Here is a 16,468-nt window from a genome sequence, read left to right on the forward strand (position 1 = left end):
GAATATCGTTTTAATCGACGCTTTAAGTCGGATGCGTTAGTGCCAAGATTAGTGCGTGCATCAGCCTTAACACCGCCGATGCCCGGACGGTTGCTAAAATTGGCTGAAGCTTATTGGTAATCAGAAAAACTTAAGTCCTGAATTCAGAAAATATTAATCGCAGGTCTAAGCAGTTTATTTTTTTGCACCAACAAAGTTCAGGCTACCAAAACTACCGTCTTCTTCATCATTGAACCCGGCAGTCCAATACAGAAAATCAGAGCGTCCGAGTGCTACACCGTTGCCGAAGAAGATTGTCCAAAGGCCTTCGATTGCAATTTTTTCTCCTGCCTGATCGCGCAAATAGCCTATCTGTTTGCCCGTTCGCAAATTGAAGCCGATGACAGTCACATCACCAAAATTCCCGACTAGCAGTGCGTTACTGAACCTCCCGAAGTTGCTTGGGGCCATTGCCATTCCCCACGGGGCATTCAGGCGCTTGCGGCTTTCCAGCGTGCCTAGCGAAATGCCGTCTTTGGTAAAAACGGCGACATAACCGCAGCCTTTACAGGCCCGTTCGGCAAAAGCGTCGGCTGGGTCAAAATCAGGATCACTGGGGTTGACAAGTTCGGCGTAGGTCGCAAACACGTAGCCCTGAGCTTACATCACATTGAACACGACATAATTTGCGGGGATATTATGCGGCTTGACGAAAGCCGGAACAGGGGACAAACGGCCGTATTGCGCCACACGACGGATACGATTCCAATTTCCGTCATACATTTCGATTTCGTCCTTGCGAAAATTCGCGGCGTAAAGACGATTATTGGCAGCAAAATCGGTAATGGCGAGGCCGCGATACAGTGTCTTGTTTTCGGAGCGGTCAACCACTGTCTTAAAACGGCGCATCCGGCCAAACTGCCCGTTTATTGTTCCCTCGGTCCAGGCGGCAATTTTGCCTTCTTCCGTATTGACGATGAATTTTGCGGGCGCGGTAATTCTGCCAAGATAAGACGGTTGGGACGGATCACAAACCGCTATGGTGTCGTCTGAACATATCGCATCGGTGACTGGAAACTCGGCGCTTGAGCCATTAAAAACCTGCCCGATGGGCGAACCTTCCGTGCTGACGGATTTTAGCTGGTCTTGAAAGATCGGTATAAAAATTCCATTGGCATCAACAGTATCGCCGACATAAGTGGTGACGCTTGAGCTTCCGGCATTTGCCAGCCAGAAATGACCGCCCGCACCCGCCGGACGAATGGCCGAACCCCACGGATTCACCAACAGCGGATCGATAATCTGGGTATCCGATGTCGCGTATTCCGGTTTGTTGACTATCAAATCACGGCGCACATAGTTATTCTGGCTGGATTGGATTTCTTGTGCCGGGTCTTCTTCCCCAAAAACGGACTGATTGCCCAGTGTAGCCAACACCAGCAATATCATTGAACTGCTATTTTTAATCGTCATCTCATTTCTCCTTTAAATTCTCTTAAAATTTTCATTTTCAAAGGCTTTCCGGTTGATTCAAAATCCGTCCGTGACCGAGGACAGTTCAAGAATGTTTATCGGCCAGTAACCATTCCGCAGCATACAAACACCGCGTTGACTAGCTGCCAACTACAGCATGACATCGGTTTCTTCCACAGTGATGTGAGCCAACTGTTCTACAATCACGAGGTGCAATGCTATCCATCAACATGCTGTTTACTATGGCTGGATTATAGTGAATCCAGCACAACAAACACTGCCAGCCCCAGCGAAGTCAATCCTAATCCAGCCATAGCCACGCGTGGGCCGTGCAGCTTAGTCCACAATAACAGGCCAGTCAGGGAAAGCAGCACCAGGCCACCAGCCAGGGTATCGGCCAGCAGAATCCAGCCAACGCCCATGCCAACACCCGTATGCAGGCGGTTGATGAATGCGAACACATTGGCATCCTGACGCTTGACTGACACATAGGCATTACCTACCCAGTATTCAGCGCTAACGGAACGTTGCGGATTGTGGAAATCCACCCGCCACTGGCTGGGTTGCTGGAGGTTTTGGGCAGACCAGATCACGGCTTTTGCTGGCTCAGTGGTAATTCTGTTGGGTTCACGGCTGATGTTTAATGCAGTTTGCAACCACTTTGCCAAGGCTTTGGCATCGGCTGGAGGCGGCACGGGTAAGGCGAGTTCGACTTGCGACTTTTCCGTTTGCGCCGCCGGAATCTTCATGACGGCACGGTGATTCAATAAAATTCCGCTGACGCCGAACAACAGTCCCAAGGCCGCGCCCCACAGCCCAACCCAGGCGCGGATACGGCGCAGCCATTTAAGCCAGTGTATGCGGTTGGGTTGCCGCATCGTTAGGTTTGAAGGGTGTGCTTGCGCCATGAAAGTGCTTCCGGTCGGTTGTTAAATATCTGCCCATAGCCGCAGCAGATTATGATAGGTGCCGACTAATGGCACAATCTCAGGACTTTCCGGTGCGCGGGCGCGTAAACTCTGGATGCTGGCATCCAGTTGAAACAGTAGGCTTCGCTGGGTCATATCACGCACCATGCTTTGTACCCAGAACACGGCAACATCGCGGTGACCTTTGGTAATAGGTTCTACCCGGTGCAGGCTGCTTGATGGATAAAGGACGAGGCTTCCTGCTGGCAGTTTGATCTTCTGCACGCCGTAAGTGTCTTCAATCACCAACTCCCCGCCTTCATATTCTTCCGGTTGGGATAAAAACAGTGTTCCCGATACGTCGGTGCGAAAGGTAACCGCACCGACGCGGATGGCATTATCAACATGGATACCGAAGTCCATGCCGGCGACATAACGGTTGAACAGCGGCGGACAGACGACCTTCGGTAAGGTGGCGGAAACAAATAACGCATTGCAATGTAGCGCATCATGCACAATACCTGTGAGCACTTGCGTTTCCGCTGCGTTGGACGGGAGTTGCAGGTTGTATTTCACCTTTGCGGCAAGTTCACCCGCAGTGACCCTGCCATCCCCAAACTTAGCTTTTGCGAATAACCCACGTGCGGATGCTAGCTCTTCAGGCCGTAAAACATTATCAATTGCAAGGAGCATGTTTTTTCTGTGTAGTTATCTATTTAATCGTGGGACTAATCAGCTAATACTTCACCCGGAAGGTAAGCTGCCCCGACAACGGCATCCCAGGTAATGCCGAGCGTGACTGCCCGGACTCGAAATATTCTTTGTCGAGCAGGTTAAAGACATTGGCCTGTATATCGAAGTATTTATGATGGTAAGCGACCGTCGCATCGACACGGGCATAACCGGGCAGGGTGACTTCATTAACGCTGTCGGCGTAGCGCGAACTGGCAAGAAATACCCCGCCGCCTATTTCCCATTCTGGCGTGATGTTGTAGCTGGTCCAGACTACGCCGCTGTGTGTCGGTACGTTCACCGCCGTCATGCCTTCAAGCGACTTGGATAGTCCGCTCACTGTGCCTGTCTGTTTGGTGTTCGATTTTACCACTTCTGCATCGAGCAGCGTATAAGTGGCGGAGACCTTCCAATCAGGTAGCAGCTCGCCAGCCAGCCCTAACTCCAAACCATCGGTGCGTTGCTCGCCGGCCAGAATATTTCTGGTCGGATCGATGGGATCCGATGTCCGCGCATTGGTTTTTTCCAGGCGGAACAGTGCGCCGGTCGCAGTCAAGCGGCCATCAAAGAAATCAAGCTTGGTGCCAATCTCCAGGTTTTGGTTCTGCTCGGGATCGAGATTGGTGGTGGCGGTACTGAGATTAAAGCTTTCGGCGGATGGGTTGAACGACGTGCCCCAGCTAAAGTAGTGCGCCTGCCAGTCCGTCGGCTGCCAGGTAAGCCCTACGCGGGGGCTGAATTGCTGCACCGTATTCTCATGGTCATTGGCGTTATTGAGCTTGTCATCCTGTTTCGCCTCGAAGACATCGTAACGCGTGCTGGCGAGCAGCTTCCATTCGGGCGTGATCTCAAACTGGTCGAGCACATAACCGGCGATGGTCTGCGTTGAGGTATACCGGTCTGTGTCCAGCTTTCCTGAAAAATCGTTGGCCCGCCCCACGCCCACCGTCGATGCGGATACCGGATTGAAGATGGAAATAGGCGTTACACCCGTTGAACTCTTGTTACGGAAAGCATAATCTTCCCAGCCGATTTCCGCGCCAAAAAGCAGGGTGTTATTAAAGCCCAGTAGCGGTTTTTTGAAAGTGAAATCGGTCTGGTTGTAGTAGTTATGTTGTGGACTTTCGCGTAGGCCTTGGGAGCGATCTACCGTCGAAGTCACGCCCGTGTCCGTAACTTTGCTGAACAGAGTCTGGCGGTACTGGCGATTATAATCCCCGTAGCGGGAGGTATTCCGCACCGAGAATTCCGAATTAAAGCGATGATTAACTATCGCGGTCACCACCGTGGTGTCAAAGGTTTGCAAAGTGTCGTCAAAAAAGCCGTAGAATTGCTTGATAGGTACGGTCGCAGGTTTGCCCCGGAACATGGGTACACCATAATCGATAGAGCTATCCTCCTCCTGATGCAACAAATGCAGGGTGACATCGGTGTCCTTTGATGTCCATCTTGATCGTCGGCGCTACGCCCCAGCGATTGGTGTAATTGTAATCGCGAAAGGAATCGGCATCCTGATAGAGGGCATTAAGACGGACAGCTATGTTATCGCTCAGTTTGCTGCCTGCATCCAACGTGGTGCGTTTGAAGTCATAGTTACCGTAAGTGAAATCAGCTGTGGCAAATGCTTTTCCCATCACTGGCTTTTTGGCAATCGTGTTGATAACGCCGCCGGTCGAACCGCGCCCGAACAGCACGGAAGAAGCGCCTTTCAGCACCTCAACGCGATCCATAAAAAAAGTGTCGCGAAAGTATTGGCCGTTTTCCTTCGCACCATTTAGGTAGGTGTCGGAGTTTGCCGCAAACCCGCGCAAGGTAATCGAGTCACCGGTACGCCCACCCTCGCCAGCCGCGATGGTAAGCCCACTTACGTTTTTAAGTGCGTCACGCAGGTTAAAAGCGTTTTGTGACTTGACCAGTTCTTCCTTTACCACGGTGATTGACTGCGGAATGTCACGGATGGGCGCCTCGAACTTCAGTCCGGTGCTGGATGTATCGGCCTTGTAGCTGGGTTCCTTGTCAGCGGTGGCTCTCACCTTGACTTCCGGGAGTGTCGGTGTCGTCTGACTGGTCTCCGCAGCCTGGGTATGCGGTGCGTTCAATATTGCGGCAATTGCCAGCATTAATAGTCGAATATTATTAGAACTCATGGTTAACCTTGTTTGATGTGAATAGTTGTGTACTGGCTGGCTAGTCACACAGGGCGACGGCTGGCTGGTGTTGGTAAGGTTTTAGTGCATGCCGGTCATTCACGGCCTAACAAAGCGGAGCCACCACTTTATTTCACTTGCTTGGGTTACTTGTTCTTTGGAAACTTAACTTCAAAATGACGTTAAGTTTTATTTGTCACAGTCTTTTTCTTTTTTGTGAGTGCGCTCGGCATCGTGGCGTTTATGTTTCTCCTCCATCGTGGATAGTTGCTTTGGCGTAAGAACCTGTTGCATTTGCGCGTGAACTTCCTCGTGCAATGATTTTTTCTTCTGTTCTTGTTCTTCAAAAATGGCTTTAACTTTGGCTTGTTGCTCCGTATTAAGGCCTAAGTCTTTGGTTAAATGGCCGACTTTTTTATTAATTTCAGCTTGCATCTCTCCCTTAGCCAGGGCAGCCGGGGGAATACTTAAAGCCAGTGTGATGCTTGTCAGTTTCATGTTTATTTTTTTACCTCTATTGTTAAAAGTTAATTGTTACAGCAGGGTTAAGCGGTGGCTACGCTTTGTTAGGAAGTAAATCTTCCTTGAGTTAGTGCTCGGGAATTGCCGCCAAATGCCGTTAAGCACTCTAGTTCCTTCTCCCTTGAGGGAGGGGTGTTTACTTCCTTAACTTAACGGCATTGAATTGCTACCTCCGTGAGTGCGATAAAATAAGTATCATTTATTCTGTCCTTGACAATTATTTCCAGGCTCCTGCTTTGCGGGACTTATTTGCTATCGGTGGCTTTGTGGCTAGGATCAGTGATAAAGCCTATTTTCACGATCCCGGCTGTTTGTGTCTCAGACATAACCGTTGCCAAACGTTGATAGGTCGTGGTGTTATCGGCGCGGATATGCAGCTCAGGCTGGGGCTGTTTCTGTGCCGCTATCGCCAGTCGTGAGCCAAGCTCAGCGTCTTCAAAGGGCGCATCATTCCAAAACAGTTTGCCTTCGGCGTTGATCGACAGGGAGACGGTCTCGGGTTTTTCTGGGTTAGGCTGGCTGCTGGCTTGCGGCAGGTCAATATTGACTGAGTGGGTGAGCAGCGGCGCCGTGATGATGAAAATGACCAGCAGTACCAGCATAACATCCACCATCGGCGTGGTGTTGATTTCCGCCATAGGCTGCGTATGGCGATTATCGCCCCCGTATCCGCCTGGGCCTATCATGATAATACCTCGGCAATTGCGCCATGCGTTGTCCCATGTGCCCCAGAGGGCATGCCGTCATGTTTGGTGGTTGTCATTTCGGTGGTTTGCGCGGCTGCCAACGGTACGCCCGTAGTCAGATAAATATGCAGGCCGTGGGCAAATGTTTCGATTTCCACCATTAATAACCGGTTGTCGCGTACCAACGTGTTATAGGCCAGTACGGCAGGCATTGCCACTGCCAAACCGAATGCCGTCATGATCAGGGCTTCACCAACCGGGCCCGCCACTTTATCTACGGTTGCCTGACCGCCAACCGCAATAGCGCCAAGGGCATGGTAAATCCCCCATACCGTACCGAACAGCCCAACAAATGGGGCGATACTGCCCACCGACGCTAATAAGGTAAGCCCTGTTTCCAGGCGCATGGATTCCTGGCTGATGCCATTGCGTAGGGCTTGGGCGACAAATTCGTCAAAACTACGCGCTTCGCCCGGACGTTTCGCTTTATAGCGATTGTGATGGTCGGCAGCGTTGATGCCTTGCAATGCAAGACGTGCAAACGGGTTTTCTGCTTTCTTCGGATACCGTTTCATAGCGGACACTATTGACGAGGCTTGCCAAAAACGTACTAAAAAAATCGCACTACTCCGCCTTAAACACCGTGCCTGTAGAGCTTTTATGACCATTACAGTCCAACTGCCGATAGACATGGCTAACAGGACTGCTGCCACGGCCATACAAACCATTCCGCCTTGGCTGATGATATTCAGGTTGTCTAAAACAAGTTCAGTTTGCATGATGGCTTTATCCTTCTAATAAAAATCTAACTGGCACGACGACCGATGCACTGATCGCTTGCCCACCACGTTTGGCCGGAACAAATCGCCATTTTTTGACGGATTCCAATGCGACCTGATCGAGCCGCGCTGAACCGCTGCTGGCTTGCAGGGCTATAGAACCGGCCGTGCCGTCCGCACTTACCTGTACGCGCAGCAATACCCTCCCTTGCTCGCCCAGTCGCTTTGAGACGGATGGATAATGAGGCGCGGGGTTATGTAAGTAGGCCGGGTTGAAGTTGGGCGGTTGATAGCTGGTCTCGTCAATGTCCGGTTTAGTGGTTTTAGGCGACCCCGATATGGCAATGGGCGGTGAGTTTGCCTCTGCTTCAGGCGTTGATTCCTGTTCAACAGATAAACGGCTGGTGTTCTGGCTTTGTTCAGCAAGGGTTTTGTTGGTCGGTTTTTTAGTAATAGCTGTAGTTGGCTTGGCTGGGCGTTTTGTTAGTTTTTTCTCGATGGCCTTCGGCTTGACTATCCGTTTCATTTTTTGCTCGGGATGACTGGGTGGCTCAGAATTTTGTGGCATTGCTTGCGGCGCACTCAATAAGCTCACCATGATGGGTTCAGGGAGCGTTTCAGGCGATAAGTTCTGTGGCTGCGGGCGCAATCCGGCCAGTGCTGTCAGATGTGCCAAAAGCACCAGGACGAACGAGATCCACGAACGATTATTTCTGCGTGTTACCCCGCAGTAATTATTGTTCCCCAGTGCGTACGTTGGAATATTTTCCAGAAAATGGCGGGGTACTAGAAAATCCAGATCAGTGAACACGTGCTTTACTCACAGACTGGACATTCGCATTGGCTGGAGCCGTATTTTGCAGTTGAGCATGTCGGACTTTAGCGTGATTTAGGACGGAGCTAAGCGTGTACAAAGATTCTGCGCTGATACGTAATGACATTGCGCCGAAGCTTAACTCCAGCACATTGCACCCTGGACAAAACACCACGCAACAATCATCGTTCCCGGAGAGCAGGGTTTTCTTGTGTTCCTCAGACGAATCCATTGAGTTCACCATCCAAATGTTAGGCAGAATTTAATCTGCCGAAGCTGCATGTTGCAGCGGCTAAGACGGCACTGGGCGCGTCATTGACATTGGCTGGCTACCAACGCTCAAAGCGTTGGATGGCTGGCTGCTTTTTTTTAGTCATTGCATTTTGGTGTCAACAGGTTCATCCTCCACAGGCATGAGGAAGAGAGGACTTGTAGGTAGGAGGAACTAACCTGCCGACACCAAAATGCAATGACACTACTCAGTGAAAAATTTATTTAGTCAGGATTAGTTTGTCCTGGCGGGTCAAACGTAATCGGTATTCTTCACCTGCATGTTCAATAATGACCTCATGCGCCGTTCCAAATAGAGTCGCGCTGTGTACACGCGGCCTTGAAACCGGAGTTGCTCCATACTTTGTAGAAAGCTCAAAGTCCGCAGGATCAATAGAGGCGTGGAGTTGTTTTTTCATTAATAGTAATAATAATGATTATTATTTGTAAAGTCAACGGCAGTTTGCGGCTTTTCCCCTAATCAATGCGTGTTTTTCCCATCTGTCTCCAGATGCCGTCCTTGCTCTAATACGGTTGCCGCTATGTATTGCCATTGTTCAAGCAATTGCAGATACATCATTCTACAGCTAGGTGCATTGACCACATCAGGATGCTCGAGTACCAGGCGAATATGTCTGACAATAAAGACGGCAAGCTTAGGGCATTGGTCCTTATGAAACCGCGTCATTAAAAAGCAGAGGGTCGAGTGCAATGTAACGAATTAAATATCATCCGTTTTTTCTCTTTAATCAGCATTGCGAGGCTATCCAGATTTTGTTCCATGGTTGCTACTTAATAAGGCTGACGAGTTGAATCCGCTTAGCTGAACAAAATCACTGAGCTGAGTTTGCATTTCTTGGGAATGCCTTGGATTGGCCATGTGGCACGTCAGCCATGACTTTGAGTGTTGGGCGTAGCTTTCCTGCTTGTTATTGGGAATATTTAACAGGCTAAGCAAGCGGCAATGTCGAGAAATGTACAGGGCAATACAGGGGTTTTGCAGGGAGTCATATTGAATTTTCAAATATTCAATAGCCATTAATAACATCTCTTGCTTATCGCTATCAGGCATAACCGTTCTCCTGATAGCAGGATTGATTCTTTTTTGTTAATTTCATAGAGGATAGAAATAAATTCCAGACTATCTTTTTCGAATCAATATCCAGGCACTTAAAATCTACGGCATGAATAGTTCCACTCTCAATGAGCGCCGCTAAAGCATTGGGTGAAATGGCTATGTGAACCAAGTTATTTTCCATATCAAAATGAGGATCGAGTTCTATTTGATACAAATGATAATGATTATCATTTGTATGTCAAGTAAATATTTCCCTCCTCCTTTTATGACCCATGGATTTCACGAAAGATATTGCCCCCCATTGAGGGGGCACAAAGAATGATTACAGCAAAATGGCTGCACCATGACTAAGACTGATTGCGGTGTGTGAGAAGAATTAATCCCTATCAGATGGATTATTTTTTTTTTAGATTACCCAAACCAAAAGACTCGGCAAGCATCAGCGCTACGCCCAAGGTTATCGCTGAGTCCGCTATGTTAAACGCGGGCCAGTGCCAGGAGTTGTAGTAGACATCCAGAAAATCAATAACGTAGCCGTACGCCAAGCGGTCGATTAAATTGCCGACCGCCCCGCCTAACACCAAGGACAGCGCCAAGGCGAGCAGCGTTTCATGTTTTTGTAGCCGCGCTAGCCAGACGGATAAAACTACACTGATTATCAGTGCCAAGGAAGCAAAGAACCACCGTTGCCAACCGCCGGCTTCGCTCAGGAAGCTGAATGCAGCGCCAGTGTTACGCACATACGTGAGATTAAAATACGGCATAAGCGGGATGGATTGATAAAGCTGCATTGAGCTATCAACGGCAAACTTGCTCACTTGATCCAGAAATACCGCCAATAAGGACAACCATAACCACTTCGACATACAAGTTCTCATGCATAACACCGGAGTTCGCCATCACCGGCAACGTTTGCCACGCAACGACCACACAGTTCGGGATGTCCGTCATGCTCACCCACATCATAACGTTGATGCCAGCAACGGACACATTTTGGTTGCCCTGAAACAATCACTTTCAACTTAACGCCTTCGATCTCGGTCTGGATTGCATCATCCGGGCTGAACTGCTCAGCAATAACCAAAGCATTGGAAGTGATAAAAATAAAATGCAGCTCACTACCAAGCCGGTTTAGGACATCAAAAAATTCGCCATTGCAATACAGCTCAACCTCAGCGTTTAACGAAGCCCCTATGTCCCCTTTAGCCCTGCTTTTTTCTAGCTCCTTGCTGACTGCCGACCTTACCGACATGACTCGTTGCCAAAACTCACGGTTCATCGGCGAACTGGCATCAAGCCCAACCAAACCTTGATACCAGGTTTCCAGAAATACGGATTCACTGCGCTTGCCGGGCATATATGACCAGATTTCATCAGCGGTATAGCTAATAATCGGCGCGAGCCAGCGGGTCAAGGCTTCCAGGACGTGATACATGGCGGTCTGTGTCGAACGCCGCGCCCAGCCGTCAGTTTTAGCGGTGTATTGCCGGTCTTTGATAATATCCAGATAAAAGCCGCCCAAGTCTATCACGCAAAAATGATGGATTTTCTGGAAAATTTGCTGGAATTGGTAGGCATCGTAAACGGCGATGACTTCTTCCTGCAAGAGATAAGCCCTGTCCAACATCCAGCGATCCAGCGCCAATAAATCTTGAGTAGCGACAAGATCCTGAGTTGGATCAAAATCATTCAAGTTGGACAATAAGAACCTTGCAGTATTCCTTAAGCGCCGATAACCGTCGGAAGTCCGGTTAAGGATTTCGTTGGAGACCGACATCTCACCACGATAATCCGTGGAAGCTACCCATAAGCGCAACACGTCCGCGCCCAAATCCTTCATGACTGATTGTGGCGCAACAACATTGCCCTTGAATTTGGACATTTTCTTGCCCTCGGCATCCACTGTAAAACCATGGGTCAATACCGCTTTGTACGGGGCAACGCCATTTATGGCTACCGAAGCTAATAGTGAAGATTGAAACCAACCACGGTGCTGGTCTGAGCCTTCCAAATATAAATCGGCTGGGAACAGCAGTTGGTCGTGCTTATTAAGCACACAGGCATGAGTTACACCGGAATCAAACCAGACATCCAGCGTATCCGTCATTTTCTGGTAGCGCTCGGCTTCTGCCCCTAATAATTCAGCAGCATCCAATTCAAACCAGGCATCTATGCCTTTTTGCTCGATGAGTTTGGCGACTTGCTCAATCAATTCGCCGGTACGGGGATGCAAATCGCCGGTTTCCTTATCCACAAAAAAGGCAATCGGCACGCCCCAGGTACGCTGCCTGGAAATACACCAATCCGGGCGGCCTTCCAGCATACTTTCAATCCGCGCCTGACCCCATTCTGGAATCCATTCAACGCGCTTGATTTCACTAAGTGCTTGCTCACGCAAGCCATTCTGTTCCATAGAAATAAACCATTGCGACGTTGCCCTGAAGATAATCGGGGTTTTATGCCTCCAACAATGAGGATAACTATGCAGGATTGCCTTATTGTGTAGCAGCTTGCCCTTGGCTTCCAATACTTCCAAAACATGGGAGTTGGCACTGAACACATGTTCCCCGGCAAACAGCTCGGTGTTAGGCAAGAACACGCCATCACCACCAACTGGATTGTCCACGGGCAGCTTGTACTTCAGCCCAACCACATAATCATCCTGACCATGACCAGGGGCGGTATGCACCGCGCCAGTACCTGCCTCTGTCGTCACATGGTCGCCGAGAATAATCGGCACTTTCCTGTCGTAAAATGGATGCTGCACAAGCTGATACTCCAGTGCCGCACCTTTGCAATAGGCAATAACGTGGTAATGGTCAACCTCATAACGCGACATGGCATCTTTGAGCAATGCTTCGGCTAACACCAAGCGCTCTTTACGACCGTCTTTTTCACACTGCACTACGGCATATTCAAGATCGGCATTTAGCGCAACGGCTTGGTTGGCTGGCAAAGTCCACGGGGTAGTCGTCCAGATGATAACCGACAACGCGCCTAGCCCTTCATGCTCAGGCACATGATGGCAGGCTGCCATAAAGCCCGCTTCATCGACAACCTGAAAGCGCACATCAATCGCGGGTGAATGCTTGTCCTCATACTCAACCTCGGCTTCCGCGAGCGCAGAACCGCAATCTGTACACCAATGCACGGGCTTTGCGCCTTTGGCGATATGGCCTTTTTGGGCAATGCTGCCTAAAGCCCGCACAATACCGGCTTCAAAAGCAAAATCCATCGTCAGATAAGGTTTGTCCCAATCACCTAAAATACCCAGCCGGATAAACGCTTCCTTTTGTATGGCGACCTGCTTGCCAGCATATTCACGGCAGGCTTTACGGAACACGTCCGGCGCAACCTTTGCTCCCGCTTTGCCGATTTTCTTTTCCACCTGTAACTCGATGGGCAAGCCGTGGCAATCCCAACCCGGCACATAGGGCGCATCGAATCCGCTTAGCGTTTTGGATTTGACAATGATGTCTTTCAGGACTTTATTGACCGCGTGGCCTATATGGATTTCGCCATTGGCATAGGGAGGGCCATCATGCAAAATGAACTTGGGACGGCCTTGCGTCACTGCCCTGATTGCTTGGTACAGATCGGCTTCCTGCCATTTTTTTAACCGCTCCGGCTCACGCTGTGCCAGATTGCCTTTCATGGGAAACGCGGTGTTGGGCAAATTGAGTGTGCTTTTATAATCCATTGTCTTCTATTGTTTGTGCGGCAAAAATCTTTTTGGCTTCTGCCACATCGTCTACTATTTGGGCCCTGAGTTCGTCCACAGTTTGGAATCGCCGCTCAGCCCTAATTTTCTGTTTAAAATGTACGGCTACGTAGTGGCCGTAGATGTCCTGGTCAAAATCAAACAAGTGGGTTTCCAAGACCGCCTTATTGCTGCCGTCAACCGTGGGCCGAACACCGGCATTGGCTATCCCTTCGAGTTCCGATCCATCTATACCCGTCATGGTGACAGCAAAAACCCCGCTAATGGGGATATTCTTTCTGCACATCCTGATATTGGCAGTTGGGTAACCAATCGTCCTGCCGCGCTTATCGCCATGGACAACCCGTCCACACACTGAATAAGGGTAACCCAGCATCGCTTCGGCTTTTATAAGTTCACCAACAGCCAGAGCATTCCTAATCAAGGTGCTACTGACCCGCAGGCCATCCACTTGCAACGAGCCGGTGTCTTCCACCTTAAATCCCCAAGCCTTGCCTTTCTCCTTAAGCATGGCAAAATCACCCTGCCTGGATTTTCCAAAACGAAAATCATCGCCTATCACCAAATGTTTGACATTCAGGCGGTTGACCAACACCTCACCAATAAACTGCTCGGCATCATAGTCAGCAAGTTGTTTATTAAATCGCACTATGACCAAATCATCAACGGACAGTTTCGCAAACTGCGTGACTTTCTCCCGTAAGCGTGTCAAGCGCGGTGGAGCATCCGCCCCCAAAAAATATTCCAGGGGCTGTGGCTCAAAAATTAGGATGACGACGGGCAAGCCCAATGCCTTGCCACACCCTACCAGTTTCTCTATCACCGCCCTGTGGCCTAAATGCACACCGTCAAAATTCCCTATGGTCAGGACACAACCGCTTTTGAAAATCGGCAGACGCGGTATTCCTCTAATTAACCGCATGAATGGCCAGTACAATTAAAAATTGCCGATTTTATCACTTGTCCCTGTGAAATGTCTTATTCTCAAGCCGGAGAGTGTTAATGCCAGCGCATACACGATGCAACCGATGCTTATCCACTTTACCAAATTGATAATCCTATCCGCCGACTCCCATTGATTCCACCAACCATCATCAACAAAATAACACAGACCGGCTGCCATCGCAGCGCTTGCCAAGGTAACGCGACCTAAAAACAGCAACCATCCGTTTCTAGGCTGATAGGCTTTTTCCTGCAATAATTTGTTTAAGAGCAACATTGCGTTAAAAAATGCGCCTAACGATGTTGCCAGCGCCAGTCCGGCATGAGCCAAAGGGAAAACCAGCGCTACATTTAAAGCCAGGCTGATTATCATCGCATAAATGCCATACCGGACAGGCGTGTTCAAATCCTGGCGCGAAGTAAAACCGGGTATCAGAATCTTGATAAAAAGATAACCCAGCAAACCGACAGAATAAGCCTTTAAACTCTGCCCCGCTTTATGCACATCATTGACGGTAAATTCATTATATTGAAACAAGGTTGATAACATCGGCTCAGCGAGTATGAACAATCCGATAGTGGCAGGCATCCCTACCAGTAACACCAAACGCAAACCCCAATCCAGTGTCGCCGAAAAAGCTGCAGTGTCGTCTGCGGCATGATTGTTGGCAAGACTGGGTAAGATGACCGTCGCCAATCCCATACCCAAAATCCCCAAAGGGAATTCCACCAAGCGGTCTGAATAATACAGCCAGGACACGCTGCCACTCACCAGGAACGAGGCTATCAAGGTATCCAAAAGCAGATTGACCTGAGTGACTGAAGCGCTGAATATGGCCGGAAGCAAAAGCTTAATAACCCTGCTAACATCGGGATCCTTAAACTGAACGCTTAACTTTGGCAGCAACCCCAATCGTATCAGGCTAGGCACCTGAAACAAAAGCTGCACAACACCTGCTGCAAACACGCCCCAGGCCAAAGCCGTAATCGGTACATCCATCAGTGGCGCAAGCCACAAGGCTGCGGCAATCATGCAGATGTTAAGAAAAATCGGCGTTAATGCGGGAATGGCATAGTGTTCATGTGCGTTGAGCACCGCGCCAGCATAAGCCACCAACACAATGCATAATCCAAAAGGCAAGGTGATCCGCAACAAGGTGACAGCCAGTTCATACTGTTGTCCTTGCCAGGCAAAACCTGGGGCTAAGACCAAGACAAGCAAGGGAGCCAGCACCATTGATAACAAGGTAATCAATATAACCCATACCGCTAACGTCCCAGCCGTCTTGCCGATGAATTCCCTTAAGGCAGCCTTGTCCCCCTGTCGGTTAGCCATGACTGGAACAATGGCATGGGCGAAAGCACCCTCAGTAAAAAGACGGCGCAAAAAATTGGGAATTTTGAACGCCACAAAAAAAGCGTCGGTCGCCAAATCCGCCCCGAATAACCGGGCGATCAACATATCCCGGACAAATCCCAAAAGCCGGGAAATCAATGTCATACTACTGACGACGACAGTTGCTTTGTAAAGCCGTTTGCCCACTGTCTAATCCTGTTTACAAGGCACGTTAAATGTTGACAATGATAGCATTTATAAAGATAATGCGCGGTCTGATAACTCACTTTGTAAAAACAACGCACTATGGCTAATACAGCACAAGCTAAAAAACGCGCGAAACAAGCCGAAAAGAGCCGTGTTCGCAACGCAGGGCAACGCAGCAACCTGCGTACTTTCATCAAGAAAGTAATCGCTGCCGTTAAAGCAGGCGACAAAGAAAAAGCCCAAGCCGCATTCAAGACCGCAGTGCCTATTATCGACTCAGCCGTCAATAAAGGTCTTATCCATAAAAACAAGGCGTCACGCGGCAAAAGCCGATTGAACGCAAAAGTAAAAGCGTTGGCTTAGTTTTTTTAGATCCTTTTTTATTGCCTGAAGTTGGCTGACCCCATCCGGATACGGCCAATTACGCTCGGTCAATTTGTTTTCAAATCATCGGTGAAATTGTGTGAAATAGATAGCTTGTCATGATAACCGGAACTGCACATCATTAGCGTTTTTGCAACATAGCCCGACTGAGTGCCTCGATTGCTTTGAATTAGTTATTTAACTCATGTTACGCGCTTAAGCGTCTGTAGCTCATCAAAAGCCAACCGAACCGCTTTCAGATACAACTTAGCCCGCAAGGCAAAATGGTTGAGCTTGTGTTTAATTGAAAGGCATTCCAAGCGGAACGCGGCATAGATCGAAAGGAAGACGTGGTTGCCTTGGGCCCTGACCCGTTGGGTCGGCGACTTGGCCAAGGCCGCATTGGACTTGAGGGTTTTATGGAAGACTTCCACTTTCCACCGTTTTTGGTAGATCGTTTGAATCGCCGCTGGGTCGCAGTCGAGGTCGCTACAAGCCAGATACAGGATAC

The 16,468-nt window shown here is 49.4% G+C and carries 17 protein-coding genes and 3 pseudogenes; 2 read left to right on the forward strand and 18 right to left on the reverse strand.

The window, feature by feature from the left end:
- Window positions 1-120 (forward strand): annotated as a pseudogene (locus ACLQ6D_RS13490) (IS1595 family transposase); the annotation flags it as partial.
- Window positions 121-174: 54 nt separating this feature from the next.
- Here ACLQ6D_RS13490 and ACLQ6D_RS13495 read toward each other — a convergent pair.
- From ACLQ6D_RS13495 to murJ, 17 genes and pseudogenes are all read right to left on the reverse strand, one after another.
- Window positions 175-1,452 (reverse strand): annotated as a pseudogene (locus ACLQ6D_RS13495) (TIGR03118 family protein).
- Window positions 1,453-1,703: 251 nt separating this feature from the next.
- Window positions 1,704-2,360 (reverse strand): PepSY-associated TM helix domain-containing protein, encoded by a 657-nt coding sequence (locus ACLQ6D_RS13500; RefSeq protein WP_411727839.1) that lies wholly within the window; start codon window positions 2,358-2,360, stop codon window positions 1,704-1,706.
- A gap of 21 nt (window positions 2,361-2,381) precedes the next feature.
- Window positions 2,382-3,053, reverse strand: coding sequence for a Fe2+-dependent dioxygenase (locus ACLQ6D_RS13505; protein ID WP_411727840.1), 672 nt, complete (start codon window positions 3,051-3,053; stop codon window positions 2,382-2,384).
- Window positions 3,054-3,096: 43 nt separating this feature from the next.
- A complete protein-coding gene (locus ACLQ6D_RS13510) occupies window positions 3,097-4,506 on the reverse strand; it encodes a TonB-dependent receptor (protein ID WP_411727841.1) in 1,410 nt (469 codons plus the stop codon).
- Window positions 4,484-5,239: a TonB-dependent receptor gene (locus tag ACLQ6D_RS13515; RefSeq protein ID WP_411727842.1), complete on the reverse strand. Its 756-nt coding sequence runs from the start codon at window positions 5,237-5,239 to the stop codon at window positions 4,484-4,486. The genes ACLQ6D_RS13510 and ACLQ6D_RS13515 overlap by 23 nt, the downstream gene beginning before the upstream one ends.
- Before the next feature lie 189 nt (window positions 5,240-5,428).
- Window positions 5,429-5,737, reverse strand: coding sequence for a hypothetical protein (locus tag ACLQ6D_RS13520; protein WP_411727843.1), 309 nt, complete (start codon window positions 5,735-5,737; stop codon window positions 5,429-5,431).
- A gap of 269 nt (window positions 5,738-6,006) precedes the next feature.
- Window positions 6,007-6,447, reverse strand: a complete 441-nt coding sequence (locus tag ACLQ6D_RS13525; RefSeq protein WP_411727844.1) for an ExbD/TolR family protein — start codon at window positions 6,445-6,447, stop codon at window positions 6,007-6,009.
- Window positions 6,444-7,226: a MotA/TolQ/ExbB proton channel family protein gene (locus ACLQ6D_RS13530; protein WP_411727845.1), complete on the reverse strand. Its 783-nt coding sequence runs from the start codon at window positions 7,224-7,226 to the stop codon at window positions 6,444-6,446. The genes ACLQ6D_RS13525 and ACLQ6D_RS13530 overlap by 4 nt, the downstream gene beginning before the upstream one ends.
- A 7-nt stretch (window positions 7,227-7,233) precedes the next feature.
- On the reverse strand, window positions 7,234-8,037 hold the full coding sequence (locus ACLQ6D_RS13535; RefSeq protein WP_411727846.1) for a TonB family protein: 804 nt from the start codon (window positions 8,035-8,037) through the stop codon (window positions 7,234-7,236).
- A complete protein-coding gene (locus tag ACLQ6D_RS13540; protein ID WP_411727847.1) occupies window positions 8,027-8,272 on the reverse strand; it encodes a hypothetical protein in 246 nt (81 codons plus the stop codon). Before ACLQ6D_RS13540 ends, ACLQ6D_RS13535 begins: the two co-directional genes overlap by 11 nt.
- 259 nt (window positions 8,273-8,531) lie before the next feature.
- A complete protein-coding gene (gene hemP / locus ACLQ6D_RS13545) occupies window positions 8,532-8,729 on the reverse strand; it encodes a hemin uptake protein HemP (protein ID WP_411727848.1) in 198 nt (65 codons plus the stop codon).
- Window positions 8,730-8,791: 62 nt separating this feature from the next.
- Window positions 8,792-8,998, reverse strand: a complete 207-nt coding sequence (locus ACLQ6D_RS13550) for a hypothetical protein (RefSeq protein ID WP_411727849.1) — start codon at window positions 8,996-8,998, stop codon at window positions 8,792-8,794.
- A gap of 75 nt (window positions 8,999-9,073) precedes the next feature.
- The gene (locus ACLQ6D_RS13555) at window positions 9,074-9,382 is read right to left on the reverse strand and encodes a hypothetical protein (RefSeq protein ID WP_411727850.1); all 309 of its coding nucleotides are present in this window, start codon (window positions 9,380-9,382) and stop codon (window positions 9,074-9,076) included.
- Window positions 9,383-9,783: 401 nt separating this feature from the next.
- Complete coding sequence (gene lspA / locus ACLQ6D_RS13560; RefSeq protein WP_411727851.1) at window positions 9,784-10,254, reverse strand: signal peptidase II; 471 nt, start codon at window positions 10,252-10,254, stop codon at window positions 9,784-9,786.
- A gap of 8 nt (window positions 10,255-10,262) precedes the next feature.
- Window positions 10,263-13,088: an isoleucine--tRNA ligase gene (gene ileS / locus ACLQ6D_RS13565; protein ID WP_411727852.1), complete on the reverse strand. Its 2,826-nt coding sequence runs from the start codon at window positions 13,086-13,088 to the stop codon at window positions 10,263-10,265.
- Window positions 13,078-14,031 carry a bifunctional riboflavin kinase/FAD synthetase gene (ribF, locus tag ACLQ6D_RS13570; RefSeq protein WP_411727853.1) on the reverse strand — a complete coding sequence of 318 codons (954 nt, stop codon included), beginning with the start codon at window positions 14,029-14,031 and terminating at the stop codon, window positions 13,078-13,080. The genes ileS and ribF overlap by 11 nt, the downstream gene beginning before the upstream one ends.
- Window positions 14,032-14,046: 15 nt before the next feature.
- On the reverse strand, window positions 14,047-15,594 hold the full coding sequence (gene murJ / locus ACLQ6D_RS13575; RefSeq protein ID WP_411727854.1) for a murein biosynthesis integral membrane protein MurJ: 1,548 nt from the start codon (window positions 15,592-15,594) through the stop codon (window positions 14,047-14,049).
- A gap of 99 nt (window positions 15,595-15,693) precedes the next feature.
- Between murJ and rpsT the strand changes: the two genes are divergently transcribed.
- Window positions 15,694-15,957 (forward strand): 30S ribosomal protein S20, encoded by a 264-nt coding sequence (gene rpsT, locus ACLQ6D_RS13580; RefSeq protein ID WP_411727855.1) that lies wholly within the window; start codon window positions 15,694-15,696, stop codon window positions 15,955-15,957.
- Window positions 15,958-16,160: 203 nt separating this feature from the next.
- Here rpsT and ACLQ6D_RS13585 read toward each other — a convergent pair.
- Window positions 16,161-16,468, reverse strand: a pseudogene (locus ACLQ6D_RS13585) (IS701 family transposase); the annotation flags it as partial.

This window comes from Methyloglobulus sp., from assembly GCF_046714055.1.
Taxonomy (GTDB): domain Bacteria; phylum Pseudomonadota; class Gammaproteobacteria; order Methylococcales; family Methylomonadaceae; genus Methyloglobulus.